Below are 26,144 nucleotides of genomic sequence, written 5' to 3'. Positions count from 1 at the left end.
TACCCAATCAACGTAGGAAAAATGGAATCATAAAGGCCGACCCAAAACCAGTGGGTTTTTCGAACCCTCCAGCTCCATGCTCATCGTAACCTCAGCGACAGAATGATGAACAGATTTGACGCTCCAGGTGAACTCGCTCCAATGGCAGCGTCAGAGCAATGATTACATGCGGGATGTATCGAGAAACTACGTCTTGGGACCCGAAATTTGAAAAAAAACCTTTGTAAATTTCTGACGTTTTACGAAATCTGAAGATGTGTTCGTTCAAACAAACCACTTCTTCAGAAATGTTTGGAACCAAGTTGAGTGGTCTGACTAGTTTGAAAGCCTTCGTTAACCTGCTGAGCTGGTGCAAGAAGGACACATCCTTCAGTTTGAAGCTCAAACATTACTATGCGTGTCTTGAGAACATCGATATGATCGCATGGATCAACGCGTTCTGTTTTCCGAAAAAAGAGGGAATTCAGCACAGACAACAAAGGTTTCAGAGGAATTCTGCCGAGTGTCATTGAGGCTTTTCAGAAATGACTGGCTGGAACGGCTTACATATATGCCGTTGTCAGTTTTCATCCCGGTTTGGGTCGTCATATTTTCCCTTGTCTGTCTGGACTGTGTGCCGATGGCGGTGGCTCCATTTGTAGCCCTGTTCCTTATGGGCCTCATCTTCTGGTCTTTTTTTGAATACCTGGGTCATCGTTTTCTTTTCCACCTCGATCTCTCGCATGAGATTGGCAAACGATTTATCTTCCTGATCCACGGCAATCATCATGACGAGCCGGGAGAGAAGCTCCGCAACATGATGCCCCTGTCCGTCAGCCTTCCCCTTGCAGGCTTGCTCTGGGGCTTGGCGCATTTTTTAGGGGGCCATAGCGGCACCACATTTTTCCTCGGCTTTCTCGCGGGCTATATTGTCTACGATCTTGTTCACTACGCCTGTCATCAATATCGACCAAAGCGGGGCATTCTTCGCAAACTGCGTCGTCACCACCTCATTCATCATTACGCTGCACCAGAAAAAAATTTCGCGGTAAGCAACGATGTCTGGGATCGGATTTTCCACACCAAGACCGGGCGCTCTCCCTGATACCAATGCGGATTGGACTTGATACCCGCAATACGGGCCGTGCTGGTGGCACGGGCGTTGCAACATACGCGGCGACTTTAGGAGAAGCCTACAACGAGGCAGGCATTCGCCCGGCGTGGCTGCATGATGACATGGCCACAAACGCAAATGTTCATAACTTTCCCCAGAAAATCAAACGCCTCGTCCGTAGCACTTGGCCCAATAGTTGCGTCCAGCAGACAGGTGACGGCTATATTGGTCACGACCTTTATCGAACAGCCGAAATAAGGGACCGGACGCTTCATAGGCCGATTTCCATAAAAGCTGACGTGCCACCGGATCTGATGCATTGGACCTATCCGGTTCCCTTGCAGTGGCCAGGCATTCCCAATGTGGTGACGATCCACGACATTATTCCACTGCTCCACCCTGAGTTCAGCGACACTCCGGTCAAGCGCCTTCATAGACGTCTGAAATTCTGGTGTGACAATGCTGATGCCATTGTCACGGTTTCAGAAGCGGTCCGGCAGGATCTGATCCGTTTCTTCGGACTACCTCCGGAGAAAATCAGCATGCTGTCTCAATCGGTTTCTTTTCCAACAGACCTCATGGCAGAAGCGCTGATTGTCGAGGCTCCTTGTCCAAAAGACGGTTTTCTTTACTTCGGCACGATTGAACGCCGTAAAAATGTTGGACGACTGATCGAAGCCCATGGTCGCTCTGGAACAACTCGCCCGTTGACCCTGATCGGCGCTTTAGGATTTGGGGGAGCAGAAGAGCTTCATGCCCTCCAGCATCATCCAGCTCCTAAGCGCGTGCAGATCCTACCCTGGTGCAGCCGCCCGGCATTAGTTCGCGCCATCAGAGAAGCACGATGCGTCGCTTTTCCATCTCTGGCTGAAGGGTTTGGTCTGCCCATTCTGGAAGCCATGCTTCTAGGCACCCCCGTTTTGACCAGCCTGGGACATGCAACAGAGGAAATTTCAGGAACGTCAGCGCTTCTTGTAGACAGCACAAACGTAGAAGCATTGGCTGGAGGCATTAAAACGCTCGACCAAGACGATGCATTATGGGCGGCTCTTTCGTCTTCAGGCCGGAAACGTGCACAGGACTTTGCTATTGAACCCTATGCGCTACGCATGAAGAAATTCTACCAAACCCTGCTAGATAGGTGATCGTCCACGATAGAAAACCAATCATCCAAAAGTTATTTTTAAATAGAATTTCGATAAATACTTTTAGATTACTGTATCAGTGAAAGTGCTTGCGCTACGCTCTCTTCCCAGGAAAGGGTGCAGAAGCTTTCTGTCTGTAACTTATGGTCTGTCCTGTCACACCCCGAAGTAGCGTAACGCATAATCGCGTCTAACCACGCCGGCCCGTCCAGAGGATCGAGATAGCTCGCCGCACATCCTCCGACCTCTCGTAAAACTGGAATATCGGAACAAAGCGCAGGCACGCCCAGCGACAGAGCCTCTGCAAGCGGAAGTCCAAAACCTTCGACAAAGGAAGGGAAAAGAAGCCCGGAGCTGCCTTTCAAAAGGGTCTGAACCATCGTGTCAGGCAATGACTGGCACTCAATGACGTGTCCCTTGAGGGCTGGTGCGCGATCTAGAAGATCAAGAATATTCTCGTTCTCCCAGCCACGCTTTCCTACGATTACCAGTACAGGGGCCGAGGATGGTGCCTGTTCAACAAGACGACGCCAAACATTGAGCAAGAGAAGATGGTTCTTACGTGGCTCAATGGTGCCCAAACATACAAAATAGGGTCGTCCTTTGAGCTGATCGCGAATTGATGCGTCCAGTTCCATCGTGCGTGTATGGAGGTGAGGAGCATCGACCCCGTGAAGAACTGCGTGGACTGGAATATCGACTGAGAGTTCCCTCAGATGTCGACAGACCGTTTCCTTCACGTAGTGCGACGGTACAATAATGGAATCAGCATAATGTGCGACTGTCTTGAGACGGATTTCATGCCGCGCGGGCTCTCTCGGGCGAGAATATTCCGGGTAGTCTATCGGAATAAGATCATGAATCATCACCACGCACCGAGCACCTGTCTGCTTGAGAAAGGCACCGACCACTTTAGGGCGTGTCAGATGATGATGTGAAACATTAAGGTATATTGTGCCAGGAGCCATTGCCGCAGGCCGATGCCAGAACAGGCCACGATTAATCGCACCGCATAGGCGCGCGGCCGGCCGGCCGGAACCAGATTGTCCCCACTGAAGTTCCAGGGCCTGTATGAACCGCCGCGCCGTGGCCTGGTCAATCATTCCCATCACACCAATTGGGTGCATGGCACAAAAGCGCGTTTGTTCTGATACATGAGCCAACAGGTATCGCGCATAGGCCAGCTCGACCCGATCAATGCCCGTTGGTACACTCGCTCCCGAACGGGAAAGAAGGCGTGAAATATCAAGAAGAAACGGAGATGTTGCCTGACTTTCCTTCACTCAGGAGCCCCTACTGCGTCCGCAACCTTTTCTGAAAGACGTAAGAGCGGACGGCTCATTCCATGCCAGAATTCATGCCCTTCCTCAGTCGCCCGTGTCTGAAACAGTTGAGGCGAATGTCGTTCAAGTTTTGCCACGACACCCCGCACCAGCTTGGACATCGCTTCGTCTGAGAAAAAGCCACCGGCGACAAGACAGTATTCGACCAGAACGCGCCTGAATGCAGCGAAAAGCTCCATATCCGGCTTTTCTGGCGCCCTCCAGAATGCGTCGAGTGTTCCCTCGTATGTGATGCCGGGAATATTGTAGATGGCCTGCCCCAGCGTAATAACCGGAATACCTTCTGCCAGCGCCAATGTCCCAGTCGTACTATTGATTGTGATAACGCCTTCAGCCTGCTTGACCAGCAAGGCAATGTCACCACCTTCGATAAAGCCTATCCGCCCGAGCACTCCATGACGGCGCCCGGAGCACGCAATAATATGCCGCCAATCGCGCAGACCATTATCCAGTGGATGCTGCTTGATGATCAGCCGCATATTTGCCGGTGCGTGAGCCGCAAAAGAAGAAATGACGTATTCAATCGCCTCCTGCATGCCACTAAAGCCCGAATGGAGACGGACCTGAGCATCAGCATCCAACTGGAGAGGAAAGAGCATATAAGGCGCTTTACAGGCCTCAAGCCTGCTCAGAACTTTCTTCGTACGTTCGGCAACAGCCTTACGACGCGAAAACCGCTTCAGCCAGCCCATTCCCTCAACAAGGGGATGCCAAGGACGATGGTTTGTCCAATGCGGGAAATACCATCTCAAAAGAAGGTCAGCAGTATTATAGGCGATACCTTCCGCTGCGCGCCTTTGAAAAGAGGATGGCACAGAGCTATGAGGGAGCTGGGGAGGAAGCAATTGTGCTTCCACGCGGTAATAGTCGGGATCCCGCGGCAAACGCGAGTGGCCGTTCACGCCCCCAAGTTCAAGCGTCACCCAGTCCGGCCTGAGATACCCTTCTTCAAAGACATGCATCGGAATTTGGAGCTCTTCACAGACCTTCGCCGCGGCCATGTGATGCAGGCGACAGTCTCCGAAAATAACGACATCCGTAATTTCGCGTTGCACAATGAAATTGCGCAGAAAATCAGGCCAGTCTTCAAGGCTTCCCCGATAGTCCACACCACCGGGTAGGCGCCAGAAAAGCTTGTCTCCGCCATTGAAGTTAATTTTGGAAACCTTGTAGCCATCTGCCAGCAGGGCTTCTCCGACGCGCTCAAAAAACGGCCCCATCAATCCCTGTAGAAACAGGAAATGCCGCGTCTTTAGAGGTTTGAGATGTTTCTTGCCGAAGTGGCTATCGCCGGGTGCCTTCATTTCGGCCAGATCCTCATGCGTGTATGCTGTATTCGCCTACGTAGACGGCCTTGCAATCTTCGTAAACGCACAGTGAAAGATGTTGTCCATATTGTTGGGTCTGAAAGTCTCTCAACAAGAACTTCAGGCCCACAGGGTGTTCGGGTGACCGGATCCAAATAAAGCGGATAGAGAATGAGCGCCCCTGCTACAAGCTCTTCCAGTTGTAGATTTCGTCCCCTACGGCCGGTGCTCGGAGCCAGATCGCACGTCAGCCCCCATCCTGCGTAGAATGGATTTCCATAAGTCGTCACCGCACGCTCCCGTAACAACGCTTCGAAGCCTGCAAGCGACGTCATGGTGTGAACTTCGTCTACCTGAGCAATCAAAGAGACCATTGGGCCTCCTCGTGCGATCTCATCTGCATACTGCAGGGCGATATCATCTCTGACTGCACCGGGGCGATGACCGGCATCCACATCCGGGTGAGGACGAAAAACAATGTGCGCATCGGGCATCCGATCACGAACATTACGAAGCAAGGAGAGGTTGTCGCTGACGTCCCCACAGCCCAACCGAATGGATAGATCGTTACTGACCTGCCCCGGCACCAGAATAACCGTCTTCCCGGCAGGACGTGAAAGCAAGGAACCAACGTCAGCCGTACTCCCGTATTTGGAGACATTCCGCACTACGAGTGTGTCAATCAAATGGCGAGCGCGAGCCCGCAGGCTGTCATCGAAAGAAGTCTGCATCAGGATCTTTTCAAGATCACTGGGGCGAGAAGGATCAAAATAGATGCCCGCCCTATCGAGCACGATAGAACAGGGGGGAAGAAGATCACTTCCGAGCCCGACAGACCGCAGAAAGCCATCTTCAACCTGGCAAATGCCCACCCCCTGAGCCTTTGCCTTATTTTTCAGTCCAGACGGGGTACGGCTGGACCAGGCAGCAATTATTCCTTTGCGACGTTGCGCTTCGCTTAAAGCGCCATACATGGAATGCCGAAAAAAGATCCTCTTCCGGCTCACATTGAAAAACTCGCGAATACGCTCGCGTTTCCACCATGCCATGCCAACGCAGACCGCCACATCCCGCGTCCGCTCCCAGGCACGACGGTCGTCAGAAACGATCCTTACCGCTTCGGTTAGATCGATTGACCTGCCATCGAACGGGCTACGCCAAAAAATGGCCCGTGTCAGCCATTCGAGAGCCATTGTTTCGGAAAATACGCCCTCGCCTCCTTCGGGCGACCATATTCTCACTAACCGACCATAAGCGGCACCAAGAAGCGCTACGTCGTCCCGACCCGTTGTCCAGACTTCATCAACCTGTTCAAGCACGCTGTGCGGGTCCACCTGAGACACAACATGGCCGCCTGCGGCTCTGATTGCATCGGCATGATGCCAATGCTGGGAAATAACGACGACTTTCCGTGCATCTACCTGAGCCGTAACATGCTTCCACAAACTCCAGGCAAAAGCCGCGTCTGCTGGCAGCGACAGGAGAGTATTGCGCTCAGCGGAAAGCACTACTGACGGTAACCAGAAAGCTCCCCCAATCTTTGCACGTCGAATGTCATGCAAGATCGATGCAGCAGAATGACGTAGATTTTCGCCAGAGAATGAGGAGATACATCCCAGTTCAACATCCTTGCTCTCGGCCCTTGGCGGTCGCCTGAGCAAGACCGAGTCAATCGTAGAGCCTGTGCTTGATGGATGAAATCTCATAGACATGCTTTCTAACTGAAAGCCTGCTGCATCCGAAAGCCGATTTCGAATTCATGATTTATCTTTTTTCTGCGTCGTTTCTGTGAAGAACTGCCTGTTCTCCCTTTGCTGCACGGTCGTATTTTCGATCTTATTTGACAGATTCATTCGGCCACATCGCAGTGGCTGGCGCGGATACACACTTCATACCCTGTCTATCCTGACTTTTTACGGCGCAACACTTGCGTTGACAGGGGGCTTTTGGGTTGCCTGCGTTCTCACGGACGCATTGTTTCTAGCCCTTGTCATTGCTTCCAACATCAAGTTTCGAGTGTTGGGCGAACCCTTAGTTTTCTCTGACCTGGCGGTCGCTGCCTCATTCCTGCGTTATCCACGCTTTTATCTTGCTGCGATCCCGACTTTTCTGAAGATTATCTTAATACCTGCTGCATTGCTTGTCTTCGGATGCGTCATCGCGTTTTCTTCTACTGCACTTACAGCTCATTTCGCCGGGTTTCTGATACTGCTGATCTCTCTCCTGGGCCTCAGTGCTGGCTGGAAATTTTACTGGCGTTCCAATGTTATGTTGCGGCCTGATCTTGAAGCAGACATCGTGCGATGCGGATTACTTCCGGTATTGCTCATTTACACGCTCAGATGGCGAGCAACACCGTCACCGGCCCCTGCCCAGCCACTGCCCGCACGGGAACCAGATATAGACCCGGCCCCCTTTCTAGTCATCGTACAGTGTGAGTCCTTTGCAGATCCCAAAGATCTAGTTCCCAACTATCCACTTGCTCCCCTCCATAACTTTGAGCGACTGAAGAAAAGTTCCGACCACTATGGGGCGCTCTCCGTCAGCGGTTTCGGCGCATACACAATGCGCACGGAATATGCTGTGCTCTGTGGGCGCAGTGAGGAGGAGCTTGGTTTTCGAGCCTTTGACCCCTTTCTTACAGCTCAAGATGAGCATACCTTTGGGTTACCAAATCGGCTTGCAGCCCTTTATGAAAAACGGCTTTTCGTCCACCCTCACGATCTCAGGTTCTACGGTCGAGATCGCCTGATGCCTGCCTTAGGCTTTACCACACTCGTCGGCCCAGATGATTTTGTACACGCTGAAACAGCCGGTCCCTACATCAGCGACAAGGCAATCGGTGAATACCTTCACGACCGCATCGTGTCGGCTGAAAAGCCGGAACTGATTTACGTCGTGACCATGGAAAATCATGGCCCATGGGACGCAGGCCGCCTGGATGCCCCAGATGCCCTAACGGCCTGGGAACGCCACGCTCAGAATGGTGACGCTTTATTGGGGAGTCTGGACCGTACATTGCGTGACTGTGGGCGCCCCGCACATCTCATATTTTTCGGCGACCACCGCCCTTCAATTCCGGGATACGTTACGCCTTCGAAAATACGGTCAACGCCTTTTATTTCCCTTTCCTATAATACTCATGAAAGTGAGGAACTTTGCAATAATCCAACAATACACCCCTCAGAATTACAAGATATGATTTTAAAAATTCTTGCAAAAGCAGATTAATTATATATAAAATATACAACTTTCTAATACATTTAATTTTCATACCCATGTGGGTGTTTTTTCCGCCATCGCATGGCCGTATCAACAATACTGTCGAGATCGCTAAATCTTGGTGTCCAGCCGGTTTCGTTTCGGAACGTATTAGAATTCGCTATAAGCATTGCAGGGTCTCCTGCACGACGAGGAGCAGCCTCCCATAGGACTTTCTTCCCACTGACCCGCTCTACGCTCTGGATAATTTCCAAATTTGAATACCCACGCCCAGTGCCGATATTGTAAGCCACGCTCCGGCTATCGAGCTGACACAACGCACGGATATGTGCGTCAGCAAGGTCGGTAACGTGAATATAATCGCGAATACAGGAACCGTCCCGAGTAGAATAATCTATCCCAAAAAGCTTAAGCGCAGGACGCCGCCCCAATGCTACATCGATAGTCAACGGAATAAGATGTGTTTCGGGATTATGGTCTTCGCCGGCACGTCCCGCTGGATCAGCCCCAGCAGCATTAAAATATCGGAGTGTCGCACTTCTTAAGCCGTGAATAGCATCTGCCCAATGCAAAACGCGCTCAATGAAAAACTTGCTCTCACCGTAAGGCGATCCAGGCTGCACCGCAGCATTCTCTGGAATAGGCTCCAACCGCTCAGGTCCACCAAAGAGTGAAGCGGTCGAAGAAAAAATAAATTTCTTAACTTTATTGTCGATACAGGCCTGTATGAGATTTAACGAAGTCAGATAATTCTGACGTAAATAATGCAAGGGTTCACGCATGCTGTCTGCGACAACTGAAAGTGCCGCAAAATGCATCACGCCATCCCAAGGTCCTTGCGCAACGATTTTAGCTGTTGCGGAAAAATCCAGAAGATCGACCTGGTGAAAGCCAACACTGTCCGACAGAGCCGCACGATGGCCAGTACTCAGGTTATCAAGAACGACAACATCGTGACCGCCATCGAGCAGAGCAAGAACGACATGACTACCGACAAAACCGGCTCCGCCAACAATCAGGAAACGCATCCAGGCTACCCAGAAATTATGTAAATTACACGATACAAAAATATTCCCCGCTCACAAATACCAGAAATATTTTTTCGAGCACATAAAAATAAACTGCCACCACACTCAAATGAAAAAATAACTAAAAATACCATAAATTAGAAAATTTCTAATATGGGCGGAAATAAGAAAACATATTACAAACAATAATAATTACGAACAAATAACATAGTTTATCGTCAAAAATTTTGACCTGAACCTACTCACCTACAATGCTCACCCGAAAACAATATTTTTTTCAAAAAATTCTTATTGCGAATAATTATCATTTGAATGATAGTCCCGCTTCCTTCATCAAGCCACCGCGTGAGTCCCGTGCCCAGCAATTCCCGAATAACCCCTGCTATTGCCGGTTTGTGCCTTGTTTTCAGCCACGCTCACGCCGCTGACCAGACAACGACAACAACCACGTCAGACAACCATACGAACAGGAAGTCGACATCCACTCCTGCCAAGATGGAGCATATCTCTGTACGGGCACGCAGAATGGCGACCGTGGCGACGTCTGCAACGAAATCGGATACGCCGCTGATCGAGACGGCTCAGTCTGTCACGGTCATTACACGTAATGAGATGGACGTCCGGGGCGTTCTGAACCTCAATCAGGCCGTCCGCTACACAGCCGGCGTCACTGCGGACCAGCGCGGCGGTGCGGTTGGCACGCGTTACGATCTGTTTGCTCTCCGCGGCTTCTCCGTCCCAACGTTTCTGGATGGATTGAAACTTCAGGACAGCCCCACAGGATACGCGGTGGCGCAGACCGATACATCACGTCTGGATCGAGTTGAAATTCTTAAAGGTCCCGCCTCTGCACTCTATGGCCAATCCAGCCCCGGCGGCCTGACGGCCCTCTCCAGCAAACTACCAACCGACCAGCGCTCCTACGGCGGGATCAATACAACGGGAGGCATGTTCGACCTTTATCGCGTCGATGCAGATGTCGGCGGGTATGCAACAGACAATGGGTTTGTTCGGTATCGGCTCTACGGCACCGTTAACGGGCAACACACACAGCTAACCCGCACAGGAAGCCGCCGCTTTTCCATCAGCCCTGCGGTGACCTTCGGCGGGAATGGGCCAACAACTCTCACGTTGCTTGGAAATTACCAGTACGACCCTGAGAACGGGACTTATGGTGGCGTCCCATTGGTAGGCTCGCTCAAGCGGGCGCCATACGGCTATCTGCCCAGAAACTTCTATGACGGTGATTCATCCTTCGAAAAATACAATCGTCGCCAAGGGGCCATCACCTACATCTTCAATCATACATTCAATAATGACTGGAGCTTCACGTCTCGCGGCCGTTATGACGATGTGAAGACCCAATACCGCAGCGTCTATGACATGGGGTATTATGTCAGCGACGATACGCTGGCCCGCTCAGCAATCGAGACATACGAACGCACCCACAACCTGGCGTTTGATAGCCAGTTCAAAGGCAAAGTCCGGACAGGCCCGCTGCACCACACGCTGATGTTCGGCTTTGATTACATGCAGCAGAGCGCCACAGAAGTCGGATTTTATGGCGCAGCGCCTGACCTGAACGTCTTTCATCCGAACTACAAAATGGCCATTGATCCAATGTCTCCATGGGTCAACTATCGGACGGACTCCCATCAGGTGGGCGCTTATGGGCAGGATGAGATCCGCTGGGACCGCCTGATCCTGACGGGCAGCATCCGCAACGACTGGTATCGCTCCCATCAGGTTGAGTCTAACTACAATTCAGACAGCCGTCAGAGCCCCAGCCAGATTACCTGGCGCGCCTCCGGCCTCTATCATTTTGATTTCGGCCTTGCGCCGTACATCAGCTATTCCACATCTTTCCAACCACAGTCCGGCGCCGTGTCCAGCGATGGCGGAAAGACCATGCATCAGGCTGCCCCGTCTCTCGGCAAACAGCTTGAAGGCGGTGTGAAATATCAGGTTCCGGGAACCAGCATCCTGCTGACTGCAACCGGTTTTCACATCGAACAAACCAACGTTCTGGTTGCCGTTGGGAATACGGGTTACAGCACCGCCAGTGGTCTGGTTCATTCAGATGGTTTCGAGTTCGAAGCACATGCTGAGCCATATAAGAACCTGATGGTCACAGCATCCGTCAGCTTCCAGAAAGTCCGTGACGATTCAACCGGCAAGCCCCTGATGCAATCGGGCAAAGGGAATTCCTCCCTGTTTGTTTTCTACACGATGCCATCCGGCCCTCTGAAGGGCTTCGGCTTTGGCGGCGGTATGCGATATTCTGCCAAGACCTATGGTGGCGAAGCATCCTATGGCAGCGTCTGGATTCCGCAGTATGCGCTCTTTGACGGTTCCATCCGCTACGATCTCAACAACCTGTCCCACAGACTGCATGGCTGGACAGTTGCGGCCAGTGTCCGCAACCTGTTTGATAAGAACTATGTGGCGAACTGCCTTGCTTACGCCTCTTACAATCAGGAATTCTGCTATTATGGCGAACGCCGCAACGCACAGGCGAGCGTTGGCTACACCTGGTAAGTCCGGTCCGGCGCGCCAGCATCTGACATTGCGTTTACTGGCGGCATTGCCCGGCGGATACGCATTGTCAGCGCTTGGAGGGATCTGCCTGAGCCTCTGGCTCTCCCTCTCCCGCGCAGATTGCGCTATGGCCGGCATCCTTGTCGGCCTGCTGGTCTGGCCGGTTACGTTCATGGCCTGCTTTGGCGTTGCCGATGGTCGCAAAGCTTTTGGCGTCACGCTGCTTGCGACACTCCTTACGGGAGGACTGGCTCTTTTAGAGGGCTGGAGGCCGTGAAAAGTAATTTTCGCGCTTCCATGGCCTGGCTGCACACAGGCCTTGGGCTGATAACAGGATGGGTTCTTTTCGCAATTGCCCTGTCTGGAACGCTGAGTGTGTTCCGGCAGGAAATCAGCGTCTGGATGCGGCCAGAACTGAGCGCCACCAGTATCTCCCCCATTGAAGCAAGCGCTCACGCCGTAGAGTGGCTCACACAGAATGCCCCGACATCTCCGGCCTGGTATCTGAATGCACCGACACAGCAGGAGCCATTCACGCTAGGGGTCTGGTCTGACCCCAAAGGCGTGTATTTGCAAAAAGCACTCAGCCCGCAAACCGGCAGCCCTGACGGTATTCGACAAACCTTTGGCGGGGAGTTTTTCTACCGCTTCCATTTCGAGCTTCAACTCCCTTACCCGTTTGGGCGCCTGATCGCCGCCATCGCCGCGCTGGCCCTTGTCGTCGGCCTGATTTCCGGCGTCATTATTCACCGCAGGATCTTCGCGGATTTCTTCACATTCCGCCCTGGGAAGGGGCAAAGAAGCTGGCTGGACGCTCACAATCTTCTAGGCGTTCTGGCTCTACCATTTCACCTTATGATCTCCTTCACAGGCGCCGTTACGCTCGGAACCCTGCTTCTTCCGTGGAGCACGCAGGCCGTTTACAAACATGACCTGATGGCCACGTACACAGACCTGAATCCAGCCCTCGATGCCCGTCCGCCCAGCGGCCATCCGGGCCATCTCGCGCCCATCCTTCCCGTTCTTCAGGATGCGGAAAAACGCATCGGTGAAGCCGGCATCGCACAGATCTATATCTTCAACCCGACCGATCAGGCGTCAGTCATCACCATCACATCAGGCAACACGAACACCGTCAGCACGACATCCCACACCCTGAATTTTGACGGCACGAACGGCCATCTTCTCAGCGAGCATGTGGAAAAACGGCCGCTCATTGGTGCTTACACATTCCTTTATGGTCTTCACGTCGCACGCTTTGCGCCAAGTGTGACGCGGTGGCTTTATTTTGTATGCGGGCTGATGCTGACTGCTGTCATCGGAAGCGGAATGCGCCTCTGGACAATCAAACGCCTGAGAAGCAACCCTCATCTCGGACACGTGCTGACAGAACGCCTGAATGTCGGGGTTCTGGCCGGGCTTTCGCTGGCGTTTGCATCCTATTTCCTTGCAAACCGTATCCTCCCGGCTGGCCTTCCAGGACGGGAAGATCATGAAATTCAGTGTGTTTTCATCATCTGGGCTCTCGCCCTGATTTTCGCCCTGTTCCGCAAATCAGAAGCAGCCTGGACCGAACTTCTGGCTGCCTGCGCCTTGGCATGTCTGGCCGTAGCGGCATTGGGGGCGCCATGGCGTGATAGTGTCAGCGCCGCGACAAGTGTAACGGCGGCACTTTTTGCCGGATCGTTCGCCTATGCCGCCATCAATACCTATCGCAAGAAAAGACTTTCCCCATGATGGGGGCGACGCTGCTGTGTGGGCAGATTTCCATCCTGTTGATGGCGGCGGGCTCTGCTCGTGGCAGCGGCATTTTCTTCAAAAAAGCCACGTCGGCGTCCTATCTGCTCGGCCTAAGACTGACAGGCTTCGCACTGTTGGGTTTAAGCCTGATGCTTCAGCTCCATGGATCGCAAACGCCCATCATTGATGTCATCACATGGCTTGGCCTGCTCAGTGTAGAAATGTTGCTGGCAGCCCTGCTCTGCACGACATTGAACGCCAAGAAAAATCCGCCACGCCGGAAATAGCTTTAACGACTACAGACATCTCGCAGCGACTGCCCCTGCTCTTTTGAGAAAAGAGCCAGTTTGGGCGTCCCGATCCTTTGGGAAAGATAGATGCCGGTATGGCCGGACACGAGATAGGCGATGAAACAACCAGTCGCGTAATAAATCACATCGGTCGCGCCGAAGAGCTCCACCGCCATGAATGTACAGGCGAGAGGTGTATTGGCCGCCCCGGCAAACACGGCCACGAACCCCACCCCTGCCAGAAGATCAACCGGCACACCCAGCAGAGGGGACAATGCGTTGCCCAAACCCGCCCCGATAAAGAAAAGGGGCGTCACTTCGCCGCCTTTGAAGCCGGTTGCCAATGCGACAAGAGTGAAGACCAATTTCCAGAGCCAGCTCCAGGGATAATATCCAGCCCCAAAGAAGTTCAGAATGCTCGCCCCGCCCTCCACATGTGAGACAGTGCCGAGGCCAAGATAATCTCGCGTTCCGAGTATCCAGACCAGCAGCAACGTCAGCACCCCACCAATTGCAGGCCGTATCCAGGCTGATGGACAAAGGCGCTGGAAAACGCCTGCAAGGCGATGAACACCGTCCGCAAATGCCCGGCTTGCCAGACCGAAACACACGGCAGCAAAACCGACCTTCACCAGCAAAACGGCGTTGACGTGAAACATGGAACCGTCTGCCGCGGCGATCCCCCGAAAGCCGATATGATAAACGGCATGATGGATACCCCATGCATGACACGTCCAGTCTGCGACAATCGAGGCCACCGCGACCGGCAGCAGAGCTGCATAATCAAGCCGGCCGAGCGTCAGAACTTCCAGTCCGAAAACAGCCCCTGCAACAGGCGTTCCGAAAACGGCACCAAAACCTGCGGCAATCCCCGCCATGAGCAACAGGCGCATGTCCTGCACGTGCAGCCGGAACAGGCGCCCAATCGCAGCGGCAAAGCTTCCTCCGATCTGAACGGCCGTTCCTTCCCGACCAACCGATGCGCCGAAAAGATGACTGACAACCGTTCCAAACAAAACCAAAGGCGCCATGCGGAAAGGGACGCCTCCACCCGGCTTATGAATTTCATCAATAATCAGGTTATTGCCGGCGGCTGATTTCCCGCCAAACCACTGATACAACAGCGCAACGCCCACTCCGGCCAGCGGAAGGCCAAAGATCAGCCAAGGGGCCTCAAACCGTATGTCCGTGGCCTGGTCCAACAACCAGAGAAACAGGGCACAAACAGATCCGACACTTCCGCCCAGCAGCAGAAGCAGAAAGCCCCATCGCAATGTCGTCACAGCCACGCGGGGAAAATTATGGAAAGCAGGCATCGGACGCAATTCTCCTGTCATGCTTCTGAAGAAGCGAGTTTGACAGGAATCATCAGCATCTCGCGGAGGAGAGCGGTTCGACCAGTATGGTCAGGCAGAATCCATTGCCGTTGTCGAAATGCTAGCGTTCAAAGCCAGCGCTGTCATCCTCGCAATACAAAAAAAACGGCCCTCCCAGTTTCCGGGAAGAGCCGTCCTTCTCTCAAATGCATATCGCCGCCAGATCAGAACCCTACAGAGATGTTCCCTGTCACACTGAAGCGCGGATAAAGATAATAGGTCGGCGTTCCGCTGGCACTGATCGTACTGCCGTAAACACCCTTGGCTGCCTTGGCATTGGACACGAGGCTGTAGGCGCCAGTCCGGACGAAATCGCCGCCCAGATTGCTGAAATTCAGCTGGAATTTCGGTGCCTTGAACCGGCCGTAGGAGTTGAAGCGATAACCCAGTGACAGATTGTCCGTCAGATACCCTGGGATTTTCTCGTCGTTCATAAACGTCGAATACTGGGACGATACGTAGCTGACGCTGCCATTCGCAAAGAAATGACCATCATCATATGTCAGGCCCGCACTCGCATGCACATGCGGAGACTGAACGGCCGTCTTGCCTTTGGTCGGCAGCAGATCACTGACCGTCTGACCATTCAGGGTGCCCGTCGTGAGGATATTGGAATCCATCGTGGCGTTCAGATACTCGACGGAAACATATGGGCTGAGATGGTGCCACGGATGTGCTGAGATCATGAAGTCCACACCACGTGCGGTCTGGTTACCCGCATTAATGGTGGAACTGATGGCCTGATTGTTGATGTAAACGCTCGTGGACAGCAGACGGTTGGTAATGGAGTAGTTGAACAGCTCCAGATCCGTCATGAAGTAATCGTTATCAAAGCGCCAGCCGAGTTCTTCCTTGATCGAATACTGCGGCTTCGGGTTGTACGGATTGCCAACATAGCCACCCGTCTGTGCATCATAGACCTGCCCCAGCGATCCCGGATCTGGCATGCGGAAGTCGCCTTCGGCATTCACATAGATCAGATTATGCTGATCAATCCGATAGCTGATGCCAACCTGCGGCAGAGGCACAACCTGGTTCTGCTCGGTGCGCGGCGTTGAGGATGCGCCATTGACCGTCCAGCGATTGATCATGGCAACCTTGATGCCGCCATTCAGCGTCAGGCGATCATGCAGGAACTTGGCCGTATTCTGGAAGAACAGCGAATGGATCTTCCACCCGGCATCCCCCTGGTACGGCATATAGCGCGTTCCATTCACGTACAGCCCCTTGGAGGTGTTGTACGGGAAGTACTGGCTGCCATTGGTCTGCAACACGGAATACATGTTGTTGACCTGATTATCCTGATAATCGAACCAGTATCCCAGCTCCATATGATCCCAGCTAACCGGATCATAGTTCAGCTTCGCCACCGTCCCAGCGTGTGGACGATAAACGCTGTAGTAGGAGGCTGAAGGCACACTGCCGGAAATGGGCGTTCCGCCCTGACCAATGGTCGCGTTACGACCCGACCCGCTGAAGAGGCTTCCGTTATAGGTATAGCCACCGTTGTAAACGTAATATGGCTTGAAATCGAAAGAGAATTTCGCCGGCAGATGAATGTGGACAGGCAGCGTTACGAAGACCTGATCCCACATATTGCCATTCAGCATCCCGTATTTTGACGGGTTCGACGGATCATAGCTGGACGAGTAATTATACGTCCCGATCCCGTCTTTCTTGTCATAGAACTGCTTTGCCGTCGGCTTGAGCGGCTCCATCGTGAACTGGTGGTTCCATGAGACAAAGAGGTTGACGGAAGAGCCATCCTCAAAGTCCTTCGCGGCACCAAAATCGAGATGACGACGCTCGTTCGTCCCTGGCCCATTCCAGTTCCGAGCATGTGTATGGGAGAAGGACGCAAACGTGCGGATGCCGGAATTGCCGATGTCACCGCTCTCAACACGGAGGAACTCACGGGACATGTTGTTTGTGCCGTACGAGAAATCCATCAGGCCGCCGAACTTATGAGACGGCGTCATGGTCTGGGAGTCCATGATACCAGCGGCCGCGGACGTTACCGGCAGATCAATGGCAGACGATCCCGGCGTAACGGAGATCATGTTGACGTTTTCAGTGTCAACGTTCTGATTCAGGTAATACGCGGTCGCGACAGGCACACCATTCAACAGAATGCCCATGTCTGAATCGGTCAGGCTTCGGCTGTTGATCTTGCCACCAAGAATACCCGAGCTATCGACAGTAGAAACCGTGACGCTGGGCAGGTTCTTGATCATGTCCAGCGCCGTACTGGCCGGGCTCTGCATCTCGATATACTGGCGCGTAACGGTCTGAACCGAGTGCGATGCCATTTCGTGGCGCATCATGCCGCCGCCACCATTCAGCGCCTGACGGGAAACACGGACAGAAATTGCTTCCGCGTCCTTGGCATCAACAGCCGTGCGATGATGAGCAGGTGCCACATGAGGATGAACTGGCGCAGCATGCTTACCCCGAGCCTGCGAGACCGCAGCATAGGCTGCTGCATCACAAAATACTCCGGCCAGCACAGTGGCTGTCAGCAGTGTGAGACGTCTGGCACCAAAATTCATCTTCACGCGATCCTAAGATGTGTCGTTTTGCGGCAGAAAATATTCAGAACGTCGATCAAAGCAAGTCAGGCGAAGAACTTACCAATCCTATATTTTGAATTTTATTCTGGTTTTTTATCGTATGTGTCTTTTAAATCACACATATAGACAATATATATTTTGATATAATTTATTTATACAACAGTAAATTATCAAATATTCCAATATATACTTTAAAATATTACTGTACCTATAAATGGCATCAATCCGTTGCCTATAATAGAACATCTGTCGGAGATGAATATTTCTTTTCGACATCTTTCCTGTATGGTGTCCTCATTATGAGAGCGGAACGACGGTAGAAATACATGAAACTTATCTCTTTTGTGCAACAAATCATGCCACACGCCCTTTCCTTGGGCTGCCTGGCCTCACTCGCACTCACAACAGCGCCGGCCAAAGCCAAAGAACAGCCTTGGGATATCCGCGCCGTCGTACTCACCACATACGAAATTGGTGAAGATACCGGAGACCGGGCAGGAGAATTCCAGCCCTGGATCGAAGGAGAGCATCTCACAGAGAAGGTTCCGTTCCCGCTCGGCATTCATCCAATCTACACGGATGCGCAACATCATCTGTTGGTCGTCGTAACGGGAACACCGATTGCTCCGGCAACGACATCCGTCATGGCCCTCGCAACGGACCCGAGATTCGATCTGCGCCATGCTTACTGGATGGTGGATGGTATTTCCGGCTTTGATCCCACCGTCGCGTCCGTCGGTTCAGTTTCAATCGCGGACTATGTGGTTGGAGACATCACGCGTTACATCGACAAGCGGGAAGCACCGAAAGAATGGCCATACGGCTATTTCATGATCACCGCTCAGAAGCCCAATCAATACGCTCTGTCGGGCGGGGATGCGCCCGATGGCAGCATTCAGCACAATAACGCATTTCAGTTAAATCCGTCTCTGGTGCACTGGGCCTATGACCTGACCCAGACCGTCACACTGTCTGATCCTCCGCAACTCGAAGCCCAGCGCAAGCTCTACAAACCAACCGACATCGCTGCTGGACGCCCAGTTGTCGTGACGGGCGGAGACTTCGGCTCAGATACCTTCTGGCATGGCAAGATTATGACCGGCTTTGCTCGGGACTGGGTACATCTTCTCACACAGGGCAAGAGCCATTTTGTGTCCAGTGACATGGAAGATTCTGGCATCCTCGAAGCCCTGACACGCCTTGGGCAGGCCGGGCGCGTGGACAGCAGCCGCGTTCTAGTTCTGCGTAGCGCCTCAAATTACACTGAGCAGCCTCACGGCATGACAGCCGTCCAATCCATGAACAGCGGCTATGACGGAGAAAAAATTGCCTTGGATAATGGATACCGTGTGGGCTCCCGCATCATTCATGAACTCCTGCAACACTGGGACAAATTCGGCACCCAAACGCCCTGAAGAAGCCTCGCCTTCTGTTGCTGGCATAATATTGCGAAGTCTTGCTGGAGGGTTCATACAGCATGTCAGACTCTCTTTTCCGTGAAAGAGCCTGACATGGAAGCGCCTATCCGCTTCAGCCGCCGACCGGACATGTTTATCGACTGATCGTGCCCCCTTCGACGGCTCCTGCAAGGTGCTTCGCGGCCAGACGGGGGATCACACATGAGCCGAGAAACCAGCGCCACTCTTTTTCTTGAAAAACAGGGCGTACCGTTCAGTCTGCATGACTACGAATACAATCCGAATGGCGGTCTGATCGGTATGCAGGCGGCCGATGCCATCGGCGCTGATCCAGGCAGTGTGCTCAAAACCCTCGTTGTCGAAATCGACAAGAAACAGCCAGCCTGTGTCGTGGCCCCTGCTCATCAGAAGCTGAATTTGAAGAAGGTCGCAGCCTTATTCGGCGGCCGGAACGCCAGAATGATGAATCCGGAAAAGGCCCACGAACTGACAGGCTATCAATCCGGCGGCACAAGCCCCTTCGGCCAGACCACAGCTATTCCAGTGGTCCTGTCTCAGGACGCCATGGGACAGGAAGCCGTCTACATCAACGCTGGCCATCAAGGGTTCGTGGTGCGTATTTCCCCCGCGGACGCTCAGCGTATCACCGATGCCAAGGTGGCCGATGTTGCCGCAGACTGAGAAGGCCTTCTCAACGCAAACAAACGCCGCCATCACAAAATTTTCCCTGTCGCGTCACTTGTCGGCTGAGCAGAAGGATCTTTTAAACGACGTCCTCTCTTTCTGTTCCGCGCATCTGTCAGATCAGAGCGCGCTCCTCATCATTGAAGGCGCTGCCGGCACAGGGAAGAGCGTTGTCCTCAATGCAATTTTCAACGCAATTCAGACACGGGCACGCTCAAAGAACCCAGATGATCCCATGACGGGCACCCGCAACATGCTGCTGGTCAATCATCCGGAAATACTGAAGCTTTACCGTAATGTCGCTGCGGAGACGCCAACTCTTCGCAAGGCTGATTTCGACAGACCTACGACGTTCATCAACCGCCTGCACAAAACCAATCAGACGGCAGACATTGTTCTGGTCGATGAAGCCCACCTGCTTCTCACCCGGGCTGACCGATACAATCATTTCCAGCAACAAAACCATCTCGAAGAAATTCTGGCGTTGGCCCGCGTGGTCGTTGTGGTGTTTGACCCGTTACAGGTGCTGAAATTCAAGAGTCACTGGTCTGCGGATCTGCTTGATCGTTTCAAAACGGGTCGGGCAACCAAGACCCTGCACTTAACCAGGCAATTTCGGGTCGAAGCGGGTCCAGAAGTCCGGCATTGGCTGGACCAACTTGCAGCGGGACACGTGGGAAAGCGCCCTCAAGACCCAGACTTTGATCTGCGCGTTTATGACGACTGCGCCCAGCTTTACGATGACCTGAAAGAGCGGAATAACGAAGTCGGCCTATGCCGACTGCTCTCAACTTACGACTACCCTTATCGGCTGGATGGAGAAGACCACTTCATCGAGGAAGGACGTTTCCATCTGCGATGGGATCGCTCAAAACCCGATGAAAAGCTTCCTTGGGCCGAACGCCCCGATACGATCGACGAAGTCGGCTCGGTCTATACAATTCAGGGCTTTGACCTGAACTACGCTGGCGTCATTCTAGGCCCTTCCCTGTCGTATGATGCTCAGACTGACAGTATCTGCGTCGATCCAGCCCACTACGAAGACAGTGCTGCCTTTCAGGGACAGAGCGGAATTGTTGCTCCCCAGATGGCGAAAGAACGCATCATTCTGAATGCGCTGAATGTCCTGCTCACCCGTGGGATGAAAGGTCTTTACCTTTACGCGCATGACCCCGCGCTTCGAGAGCGACTACGCAACAGCTAGGGCCAGCCTGCTGCAGGATTACTTTCCAGCCCAGAACTTTAACGCTCAACTTAACTTGAATTGTTACCCGCACAGCGTTCTGATCCAGTGCGGCAAGGAGATTGGTTCATGACACTTCGCTATCCAGCCCTTCTTGCCGCACTCGTTGGCGCCCCATTAATTGCTTCCACTGCCCATGCTGCGGAAACAACAGACAAAGGTTTCACCGCGTCCGGAAACGTCGAAATCATCGGGCGCTTTACCGATGCGCAGCCCTCCGGCATTGCCGCACTGCCAGATGGCCGGCTCGTCCTTGGCTTTCCCCGGAGCGTCAAAGACCATTCCGGGCCACGTCTCGCCACATATGCTGACGGCCACCTGACGCCGTTCCCAAGTGCCGAAACACAACAGAATTTCGTGTCCCCTCTCGGCATGACCGTTGATGCAAAAGGGCACTTCTGGGTGCTCGATGAAGGAATGCTGGCAGGCAAAGGAACGATCACAGGCGCGCAAAAGCTGTTTGAAATCGATCCTACGACCAACAAGGTTCTGAACGTTCTGACCCTGTCGGCGCCAGCTCTTTTGCCAGACAGTCACGTCAATGACGTTCGGATTGACCTGACACATGGAAAGTCTGGAACTGCGTTTATTACCGACACTTCAACGGGTACTCATCCGGCGCTGATCGTCGTGGACCTTGCTTCCGGGCACCAGCGCCGCATTCTGGCCAATACGAAACCCGTCATGCCCGAGAACGGTTTTGTCGCTGTCATGGATGGCAGAGCAGCCCGATACAATCCAACCAAAGCTGAAATGCCCCAAGGGGGCGCCAATGGTATTGGCCTCAGCCCAGACCAGCAAACGCTCTATTGGCAACCGCAGACAAGCCGTCGCCTCTATGCGGCGCCCACGTCAATTCTGTCTGACTGGAAAGCCACAGAAAAGCGCATCGAAGCCTCCGTCCTCGATGAAGGAGAAAGCGGGATGGGAGACGGCATGGCAACCGGATCTGACGGCTCTCTCTACATTACCGATGACGAACGCCACGCAATCCTGAAGCATGCCCCCGATGGCACATTGTCAGTCGTGGCCCATGATCCGCGTATGATTGAACCAGATGGCCTGACCTACGGAAAAGACGGCCTGTACTGCACAATCGGACAATGGGCGCGGTTGCCAGACTTCCACAATGGAAAAGACATGCAGGAATTACCGTATATTGTCGTAAAAATCACTTTGCCTAAGTAACTCTTAATCCCGGGGCCGCATCCAAATGAAACACTGGGCTCTGCGGCAACGGCCTACTCGTTTTCCGGAAGCATAATGCGCTGGGACAGCTATTCGCCTTTCCATCGCCACTTCCATCCGCCTTCCGTTTTAGCCGAACAAATCCAAAGCAGTCCGACGACCGACACAAGATCCACGATAAGGGAAATAATAAAAACGGGCACGCTTTTGGCCCACATCATGATCATATTGCTCAGAAGGATCGTGCCGATAGACACAAGAATGGTCACACGTCCTTCCCATGTTATTGCGCGCCCTGCTCCATAACCATATTGCTTCGCCGCAAACCAAGGTCTTTCCATGAGTGGTGCCCCCTAAAAGAATATCCCGTGAAAAATTGGGGGTTCGCAGCAGCACACGTCAAGGCGAATGGCCTGTGTCACACAAATTTCGCAAGACCGCAGGAAATACTCGCAAACAATAGCGACAGAAGAAACCGGCCGATGCGGACTTTGAAGTCCGATATGCAGGTTTAAACCCATGGTGCTCAAAAAAACTTAATAACGCGTCGCTGAATGTCCCCCTCAGCGACTAACCAGGCACCTGGATTTTATCGTCATGATGAAATGTACAATTGAACGCTTCAATGTGCGTCTTTCGCACTAATCAACCTTCGACGAAGCTATACCGCCGTCAGACCTACGCACAGCGAGAACTGAGTGGGGTCCACGCTGCAAAATAATTGATTTTCTTGGAAGAAAAGACCTGGTGGAGAGAGTTGGATTCGAACCAACGTAGGCGTACGCCAGCGGATTTACAGTCCGCCCCCTTTAGCCACTCGGGCACCTCTCCGGGTCGGCGGTTGGAATATGGCGGATGAACGGCTATGTCAATCGCCTATCGTCGATTATATGATTTTTTCATGTCCAGACGACCAAACTCCCGATCCGCCGCCCCGTCCCACTCTGGGGACAGAGGCCCTCAACGTTCCGGCAATGCCGAGCGCTCCTCCCGTTCAGGCAAACCTGCCTCCGGATACTGGATCTATGGCCACCATGCCGTAGAAGCCGCACTCAATAATCCCGACCGAACCATTCTCGAGTTTCTCGCAACACGAGAAGCCGCATCATCGTTCAGTCAGTCTCTCCGCGCTCAACCCCAGATCGTTGACCGCGAACGACTGGATCGCCTGTGCGAGCGTGACGCCGTTCATCAGGGCGTCTGCCTTAGGGTCGAAGCCCTCGAACCGCCAACCATTCATGAAGCACTTGAACGGCCCGGCCCAATTCTTGTGCTGGATCAGGTTACAGATCCTCGGAACATCGGCGCCATCTTACGTTCCGCTGCCGCATTCGGCGCCTGTGCGCTGCTTGTTCAGGATCGCAATACCCCGCAGGAAAGCGGTGCCATGGCCAAGGCGGCATCAGGCGCTCTGGATCTTGTTCCCATTATCCGGGAAGTGAACCTGTCGCGCGCGCTCGCAACCCTCCAGTCGCAGGACGTCTGGGTTGTCGGACTGGACGCCGGCGGATCAAGGCTCGACGGAAGCAGCTTTGGTACACGCCGTGTTGCTCTGGTTCTTGGTGCAGAAGGTGCAGGGCTACGCAGACTGACTCGGGACACCTGTGACGAGATTTCCAGCGTTTATATGCCTGGGAACATGGAAAGCCTGAACGTGTCCAATGCAGCAGCTGTTGCTCTGTATGAACTGGCACGTCCTCAGAACTAACAGGACCATTCCGGAAATAACCTATAAAAATCAATCAGTAAGAGATCATCGACATCCTTACTGATTGATCGGGTCAAAGATAATATTTGTTACCTAATTGATAACGAATAATGTATTTTAACGAATTTAGCCACTTTCTAATCACGATCCTGTGAAAATGCCCCATTATCGTCAAATTTCATCACATTAAGGTTTGCATTAATAAATTTCTAACTGCTAGCTTGCGCATGTATCGAAAGCGACGACTATTATGTCGGCAGCTAATGTTTGCTCATGGAAATCATGAAACAAGCAGGAGAAGAAACATGGCCAGCGCTCAAGTTTATAAAACAAGTTCTGGAGTAACTTATACAGTTACAAATACTTCCTTACTTCCCTCTGTATATAACTCATACGATGTTACCATTACAGCGCCAGACGGCACAGAATTACTGAACGCAACTGATATTAACCGCGGCGTAAACATTCTTGGGCTTGTCCAGCTTCTTGCTTCAGGAGATGTCATCACCGGCTCATCAGATTCCAGCGTTCTCTTGAATCTTCTCAGTGTCGGAACATACGTCAGCGTACCGGGAGCAACGGGCGACTTCATTATTGGCGTGGGTGCCGCGACAGCAAATACTTATTACATTGGCGGCACAACATCCATATCCGGCCTGGCCAATCTCGTCACGGGATCAACCATTAACGTTGCTGGCGGTACCGCCACACTTACTGGAAGCAGCGGAAGCGCACTCGTTGGCGCTTTGAATGGCTCCACTGTCAATATTGAGTATGGCGGTACATTCAATACTGGGGCCGCACTGGCGAGTGCTCTGGAAGGATCGACCGTCTCATTTGGAACTGGCGGCGGCACGCTTATTCTAAACGGTGGTAAAACGGCTATCAGCCTGCTGGCCTCAGGATCACTGGCAGCGACAACAATCCAGAACTACGATCCATCCAAAGACACAATTGAGCTTCAGAACACCGTAGCTGCCATAACAAAGTATACAGTCTCCGGAGATTCAACGAAAACTATAACATTATATGGAAGCGATGGAACAGAAGTCGCTGAATATAGTGTTTCCTTAGCATCAGGCGTCACCCTTGCTAACGGCACATATAATTCCGTTAATTCCACCGAAAATAACCCGCTTTCTGTTACCTACAATAGCGGAAATACTTATGTCGGTGTTTGCTTCCTTGCAGATTCCATGATTGCAACACCATCTGGTGACAGGGCCGTCCAAGATATTGACGTTGGCGACGTCGTGTTGGCCTATAACGGTCAATCACAAAAAAACGTTAAAGTTATCTGGGCAGGTCACACTCACGTTAATACGAAAGCCGATCTTCCAGACGATCAAGCAGGATATCCTGTCCGTATTCTGAAAGATGCCATTGCAGAAGGTGTTCCCTACAAGGATCTTCTCATAACGCCAGAGCACTGCCTGTTCTTTAACGGTAGCTTTGTACCTGCCCGCATGCTGGTTAACGGACGATCCATTTTCTACGACCGCAGCATCACCAGCTACACCTATTTCCACATAGAGACTGAAGACCACTCAGTCATCATGGCTGATGGCATGTTAACTGAGAGTTATCTGGATACCGGAAATCGCCGTCATTTCCGCCAGAATGGAAACGTGACTGTTATTTCAGGCCGAACGAAATCGGATCAACCCAAAGACTGGGTTAACGATGCAGCAGCCTCCCTGACGGTGGCACGCGGTTTCGTGCAGCCGCTCTTTGAGAGAATTCTACAGCGCGCGAAACAGCTCCGCATTCCAGGTCAAACACCACCTGTTGCCATGACGATGAATTCAGATTTTCATCTCGTTTCGGACACCGGCCTGCTTATTCATCAAACCCGCATCACGGGTGGGCGTGTTCTATTCATGATCCCTTCTGCCGTAACATCGGTACGACTGGTGTCACGCTCCAGCCGCCCTTGCGATACAGTCGGTCCATTCGTTGACGATCGGCGACAGCTCGGCGTTTGCGTTGGTGATGTCACCTTCTATGACTCCGGCAAATCAATCTGCCTCTCTGCCAAGAAGTCCGAAAGTGATCTTGCAGGTTGGTATCCTGTCGAAGAGGGCAACATTCGCTGGACGAATGGTAATGCTGTTCTTCCATTGGGAGAACGCTCAGCCAATAGCCTTGGGATGCTGGCTATCGAAGTTCTGGCGGGAGGACCGTATCTGCTGGAAGATCAAGACCAGCAGCGCGCTGAATCGCTCTTCGCCTAAGACATCATCCATTTCCG

20 protein-coding genes, 1 tRNA gene and 1 riboswitch are annotated in these 26,144 nt (G+C 52.8%); of the genes, 13 read left to right on the top strand and 8 right to left on the bottom strand.

The features are described 5' to 3' along the window. Positions 1–550: 550 nt before the first annotated feature. Both HK24_RS07670 and HK24_RS07665 read left to right on the top strand, forming a co-directional pair. Complete coding sequence (locus HK24_RS07670; protein WP_158092993.1) at positions 551–1,084, top strand: sterol desaturase family protein; 534 nt, start codon at positions 551–553, stop codon at positions 1,082–1,084. A 5-nt stretch (positions 1,085–1,089) separates the two neighbouring features. Next, a complete protein-coding gene (locus HK24_RS07665; RefSeq protein WP_086633985.1) occupies positions 1,090–2,238 on the top strand; it encodes a glycosyltransferase family 1 protein in 1,149 nt (382 codons plus the stop codon). A gap of 68 nt (positions 2,239–2,306) precedes the next feature. Here HK24_RS07665 and HK24_RS07660 read toward each other — a convergent pair whose 3' ends face one another. The 3 genes from HK24_RS07660 to HK24_RS07650 are packed head-to-tail and all read right to left on the bottom strand — an operon-like array spanning position 2,307 to position 6,450. After that, positions 2,307–3,521, bottom strand: a complete 1,215-nt coding sequence (locus HK24_RS07660) for a glycosyltransferase family 1 protein (protein WP_086633984.1) — start codon at positions 3,519–3,521, stop codon at positions 2,307–2,309. Continuing rightward, positions 3,518–4,885, bottom strand: coding sequence for a capsule biosynthesis protein (locus tag HK24_RS07655; protein ID WP_086633983.1), 1,368 nt, complete (start codon positions 4,883–4,885; stop codon positions 3,518–3,520). The genes HK24_RS07660 and HK24_RS07655 overlap by 4 nt, the downstream gene beginning before the upstream one ends. Then, the gene (locus HK24_RS07650; RefSeq protein WP_158092992.1) at positions 4,882–6,450 is read right to left on the bottom strand and encodes a hypothetical protein; all 1,569 of its coding nucleotides are present in this window, start codon (positions 6,448–6,450) and stop codon (positions 4,882–4,884) included. The genes HK24_RS07655 and HK24_RS07650 overlap by 4 nt, the downstream gene beginning before the upstream one ends. Positions 6,451–6,676: 226 nt before the next feature. Here HK24_RS07650 and HK24_RS07645 point away from each other — a divergent pair, with 226 nt between their 5' ends. Next, positions 6,677–8,119 (top strand): LTA synthase family protein, encoded by a 1,443-nt coding sequence (locus tag HK24_RS07645; protein ID WP_086633981.1) that lies wholly within the window; start codon positions 6,677–6,679, stop codon positions 8,117–8,119. Between the two features lie 32 nt (positions 8,120–8,151). Here the strand turns inward: HK24_RS07645 and galE are convergent, their stop codons facing one another. Continuing rightward, complete coding sequence (gene galE / locus HK24_RS07640; RefSeq protein ID WP_086633980.1) at positions 8,152–9,138, bottom strand: UDP-glucose 4-epimerase GalE; 987 nt, start codon at positions 9,136–9,138, stop codon at positions 8,152–8,154. Positions 9,139–9,492: 354 nt separating this feature from the next. Between galE and HK24_RS07635 the strand changes: the two genes are divergently transcribed. The 4 genes from HK24_RS07635 to HK24_RS07620 are packed head-to-tail and all read left to right on the top strand — an operon-like array spanning position 9,493 to position 13,703. Next, the gene (locus HK24_RS07635; protein ID WP_233126174.1) at positions 9,493–11,676 is read left to right on the top strand and encodes a TonB-dependent siderophore receptor; all 2,184 of its coding nucleotides are present in this window, start codon (positions 9,493–9,495) and stop codon (positions 11,674–11,676) included. Continuing rightward, positions 11,630–11,953: a hypothetical protein gene (locus HK24_RS07630; RefSeq protein WP_233126173.1), complete on the top strand. Its 324-nt coding sequence runs from the start codon at positions 11,630–11,632 to the stop codon at positions 11,951–11,953. Before HK24_RS07635 ends, HK24_RS07630 begins: the two co-directional genes overlap by 47 nt. Further along, positions 11,950–13,413 carry a PepSY domain-containing protein gene (locus tag HK24_RS07625; protein ID WP_086633978.1) on the top strand — a complete coding sequence of 488 codons (1,464 nt, stop codon included), beginning with the start codon at positions 11,950–11,952 and terminating at the stop codon, positions 13,411–13,413. The genes HK24_RS07630 and HK24_RS07625 overlap by 4 nt, the downstream gene beginning before the upstream one ends. Continuing rightward, positions 13,410–13,703 (top strand): hypothetical protein, encoded by a 294-nt coding sequence (locus HK24_RS07620; protein WP_233126172.1) that lies wholly within the window; start codon positions 13,410–13,412, stop codon positions 13,701–13,703. Before HK24_RS07625 ends, HK24_RS07620 begins: the two co-directional genes overlap by 4 nt. Before the next feature lie 2 nt (positions 13,704–13,705). Here the strand turns inward: HK24_RS07620 and HK24_RS07615 are convergent, their stop codons facing one another. Next, on the bottom strand, positions 13,706–15,022 hold the full coding sequence (locus HK24_RS07615) for a voltage-gated chloride channel family protein (protein WP_233126171.1): 1,317 nt from the start codon (positions 15,020–15,022) through the stop codon (positions 13,706–13,708). 36 nt (positions 15,023–15,058) lie between these two features. Then, a riboswitch (Fluoride riboswitch) is annotated at positions 15,059–15,140 on the bottom strand. Between the two features lie 106 nt (positions 15,141–15,246). Then, the gene (locus HK24_RS07610) at positions 15,247–17,631 is read right to left on the bottom strand and encodes a TonB-dependent receptor (protein WP_086633976.1); all 2,385 of its coding nucleotides are present in this window, start codon (positions 17,629–17,631) and stop codon (positions 15,247–15,249) included. A 347-nt stretch (positions 17,632–17,978) separates the two neighbouring features. Between HK24_RS07610 and HK24_RS07605 the strand changes: the two genes are divergently transcribed. The 4 genes from HK24_RS07605 to HK24_RS07590 all read left to right on the top strand — a co-directional run bounded on the left by HK24_RS07605 (position 17,979) and on the right by HK24_RS07590 (position 22,185). Then, positions 17,979–19,067, top strand: a complete 1,089-nt coding sequence (locus tag HK24_RS07605; RefSeq protein ID WP_198942088.1) for a purine nucleoside permease — start codon at positions 17,979–17,981, stop codon at positions 19,065–19,067. Positions 19,068–19,271: 204 nt separating this feature from the next. After that, positions 19,272–19,751 (top strand): Cys-tRNA(Pro) deacylase, encoded by a 480-nt coding sequence (ybaK, locus tag HK24_RS07600; RefSeq protein ID WP_086633975.1) that lies wholly within the window; start codon positions 19,272–19,274, stop codon positions 19,749–19,751. Beyond that, on the top strand, positions 19,735–20,958 hold the full coding sequence (locus HK24_RS07595; RefSeq protein ID WP_086633974.1) for a DUF2075 domain-containing protein: 1,224 nt from the start codon (positions 19,735–19,737) through the stop codon (positions 20,956–20,958). The genes ybaK and HK24_RS07595 overlap by 17 nt, the downstream gene beginning before the upstream one ends. Positions 20,959–21,066: 108 nt before the next feature. Next, on the top strand, positions 21,067–22,185 hold the full coding sequence (locus HK24_RS07590; protein ID WP_086633973.1) for an SMP-30/gluconolactonase/LRE family protein: 1,119 nt from the start codon (positions 21,067–21,069) through the stop codon (positions 22,183–22,185). An 89-nt stretch (positions 22,186–22,274) separates the two neighbouring features. Here HK24_RS07590 and HK24_RS07585 read toward each other — a convergent pair whose 3' ends face one another. Together HK24_RS07585 and HK24_RS07580 are read right to left on the bottom strand one after the other, a co-directional pair. Continuing rightward, positions 22,275–22,526 carry a hypothetical protein gene (locus HK24_RS07585; RefSeq protein ID WP_086633972.1) on the bottom strand — a complete coding sequence of 84 codons (252 nt, stop codon included), beginning with the start codon at positions 22,524–22,526 and terminating at the stop codon, positions 22,275–22,277. 404 nt (positions 22,527–22,930) lie between these two features. After that, positions 22,931–23,016 (bottom strand) — tRNA-Tyr (locus HK24_RS07580). 70 nt (positions 23,017–23,086) lie between these two features. Between HK24_RS07580 and rlmB the strand changes: the two genes are divergently transcribed. Together rlmB and HK24_RS07565 are read left to right on the top strand one after the other, a co-directional pair. Continuing rightward, entirely contained in the window at positions 23,087–23,893 is an 807-nt protein-coding gene (rlmB, locus tag HK24_RS07570; RefSeq protein ID WP_233126170.1) for a 23S rRNA (guanosine(2251)-2'-O)-methyltransferase RlmB, read from the top strand. A gap of 263 nt (positions 23,894–24,156) precedes the next feature. Continuing rightward, a complete protein-coding gene (locus HK24_RS07565; protein WP_233126169.1) occupies positions 24,157–26,127 on the top strand; it encodes a Hint domain-containing protein in 1,971 nt (656 codons plus the stop codon). Positions 26,128–26,144: the final 17 nt, after the last annotated feature.

The sequence above is a fragment of the Gluconobacter sp. DsW_058 genome (genome assembly GCF_002153615.1).
Lineage (GTDB): Bacteria > Pseudomonadota > Alphaproteobacteria > Acetobacterales > Acetobacteraceae > Gluconobacter > Gluconobacter cerinus.
This window is presented reverse-complemented; position numbering and strand designations above follow the sequence as displayed.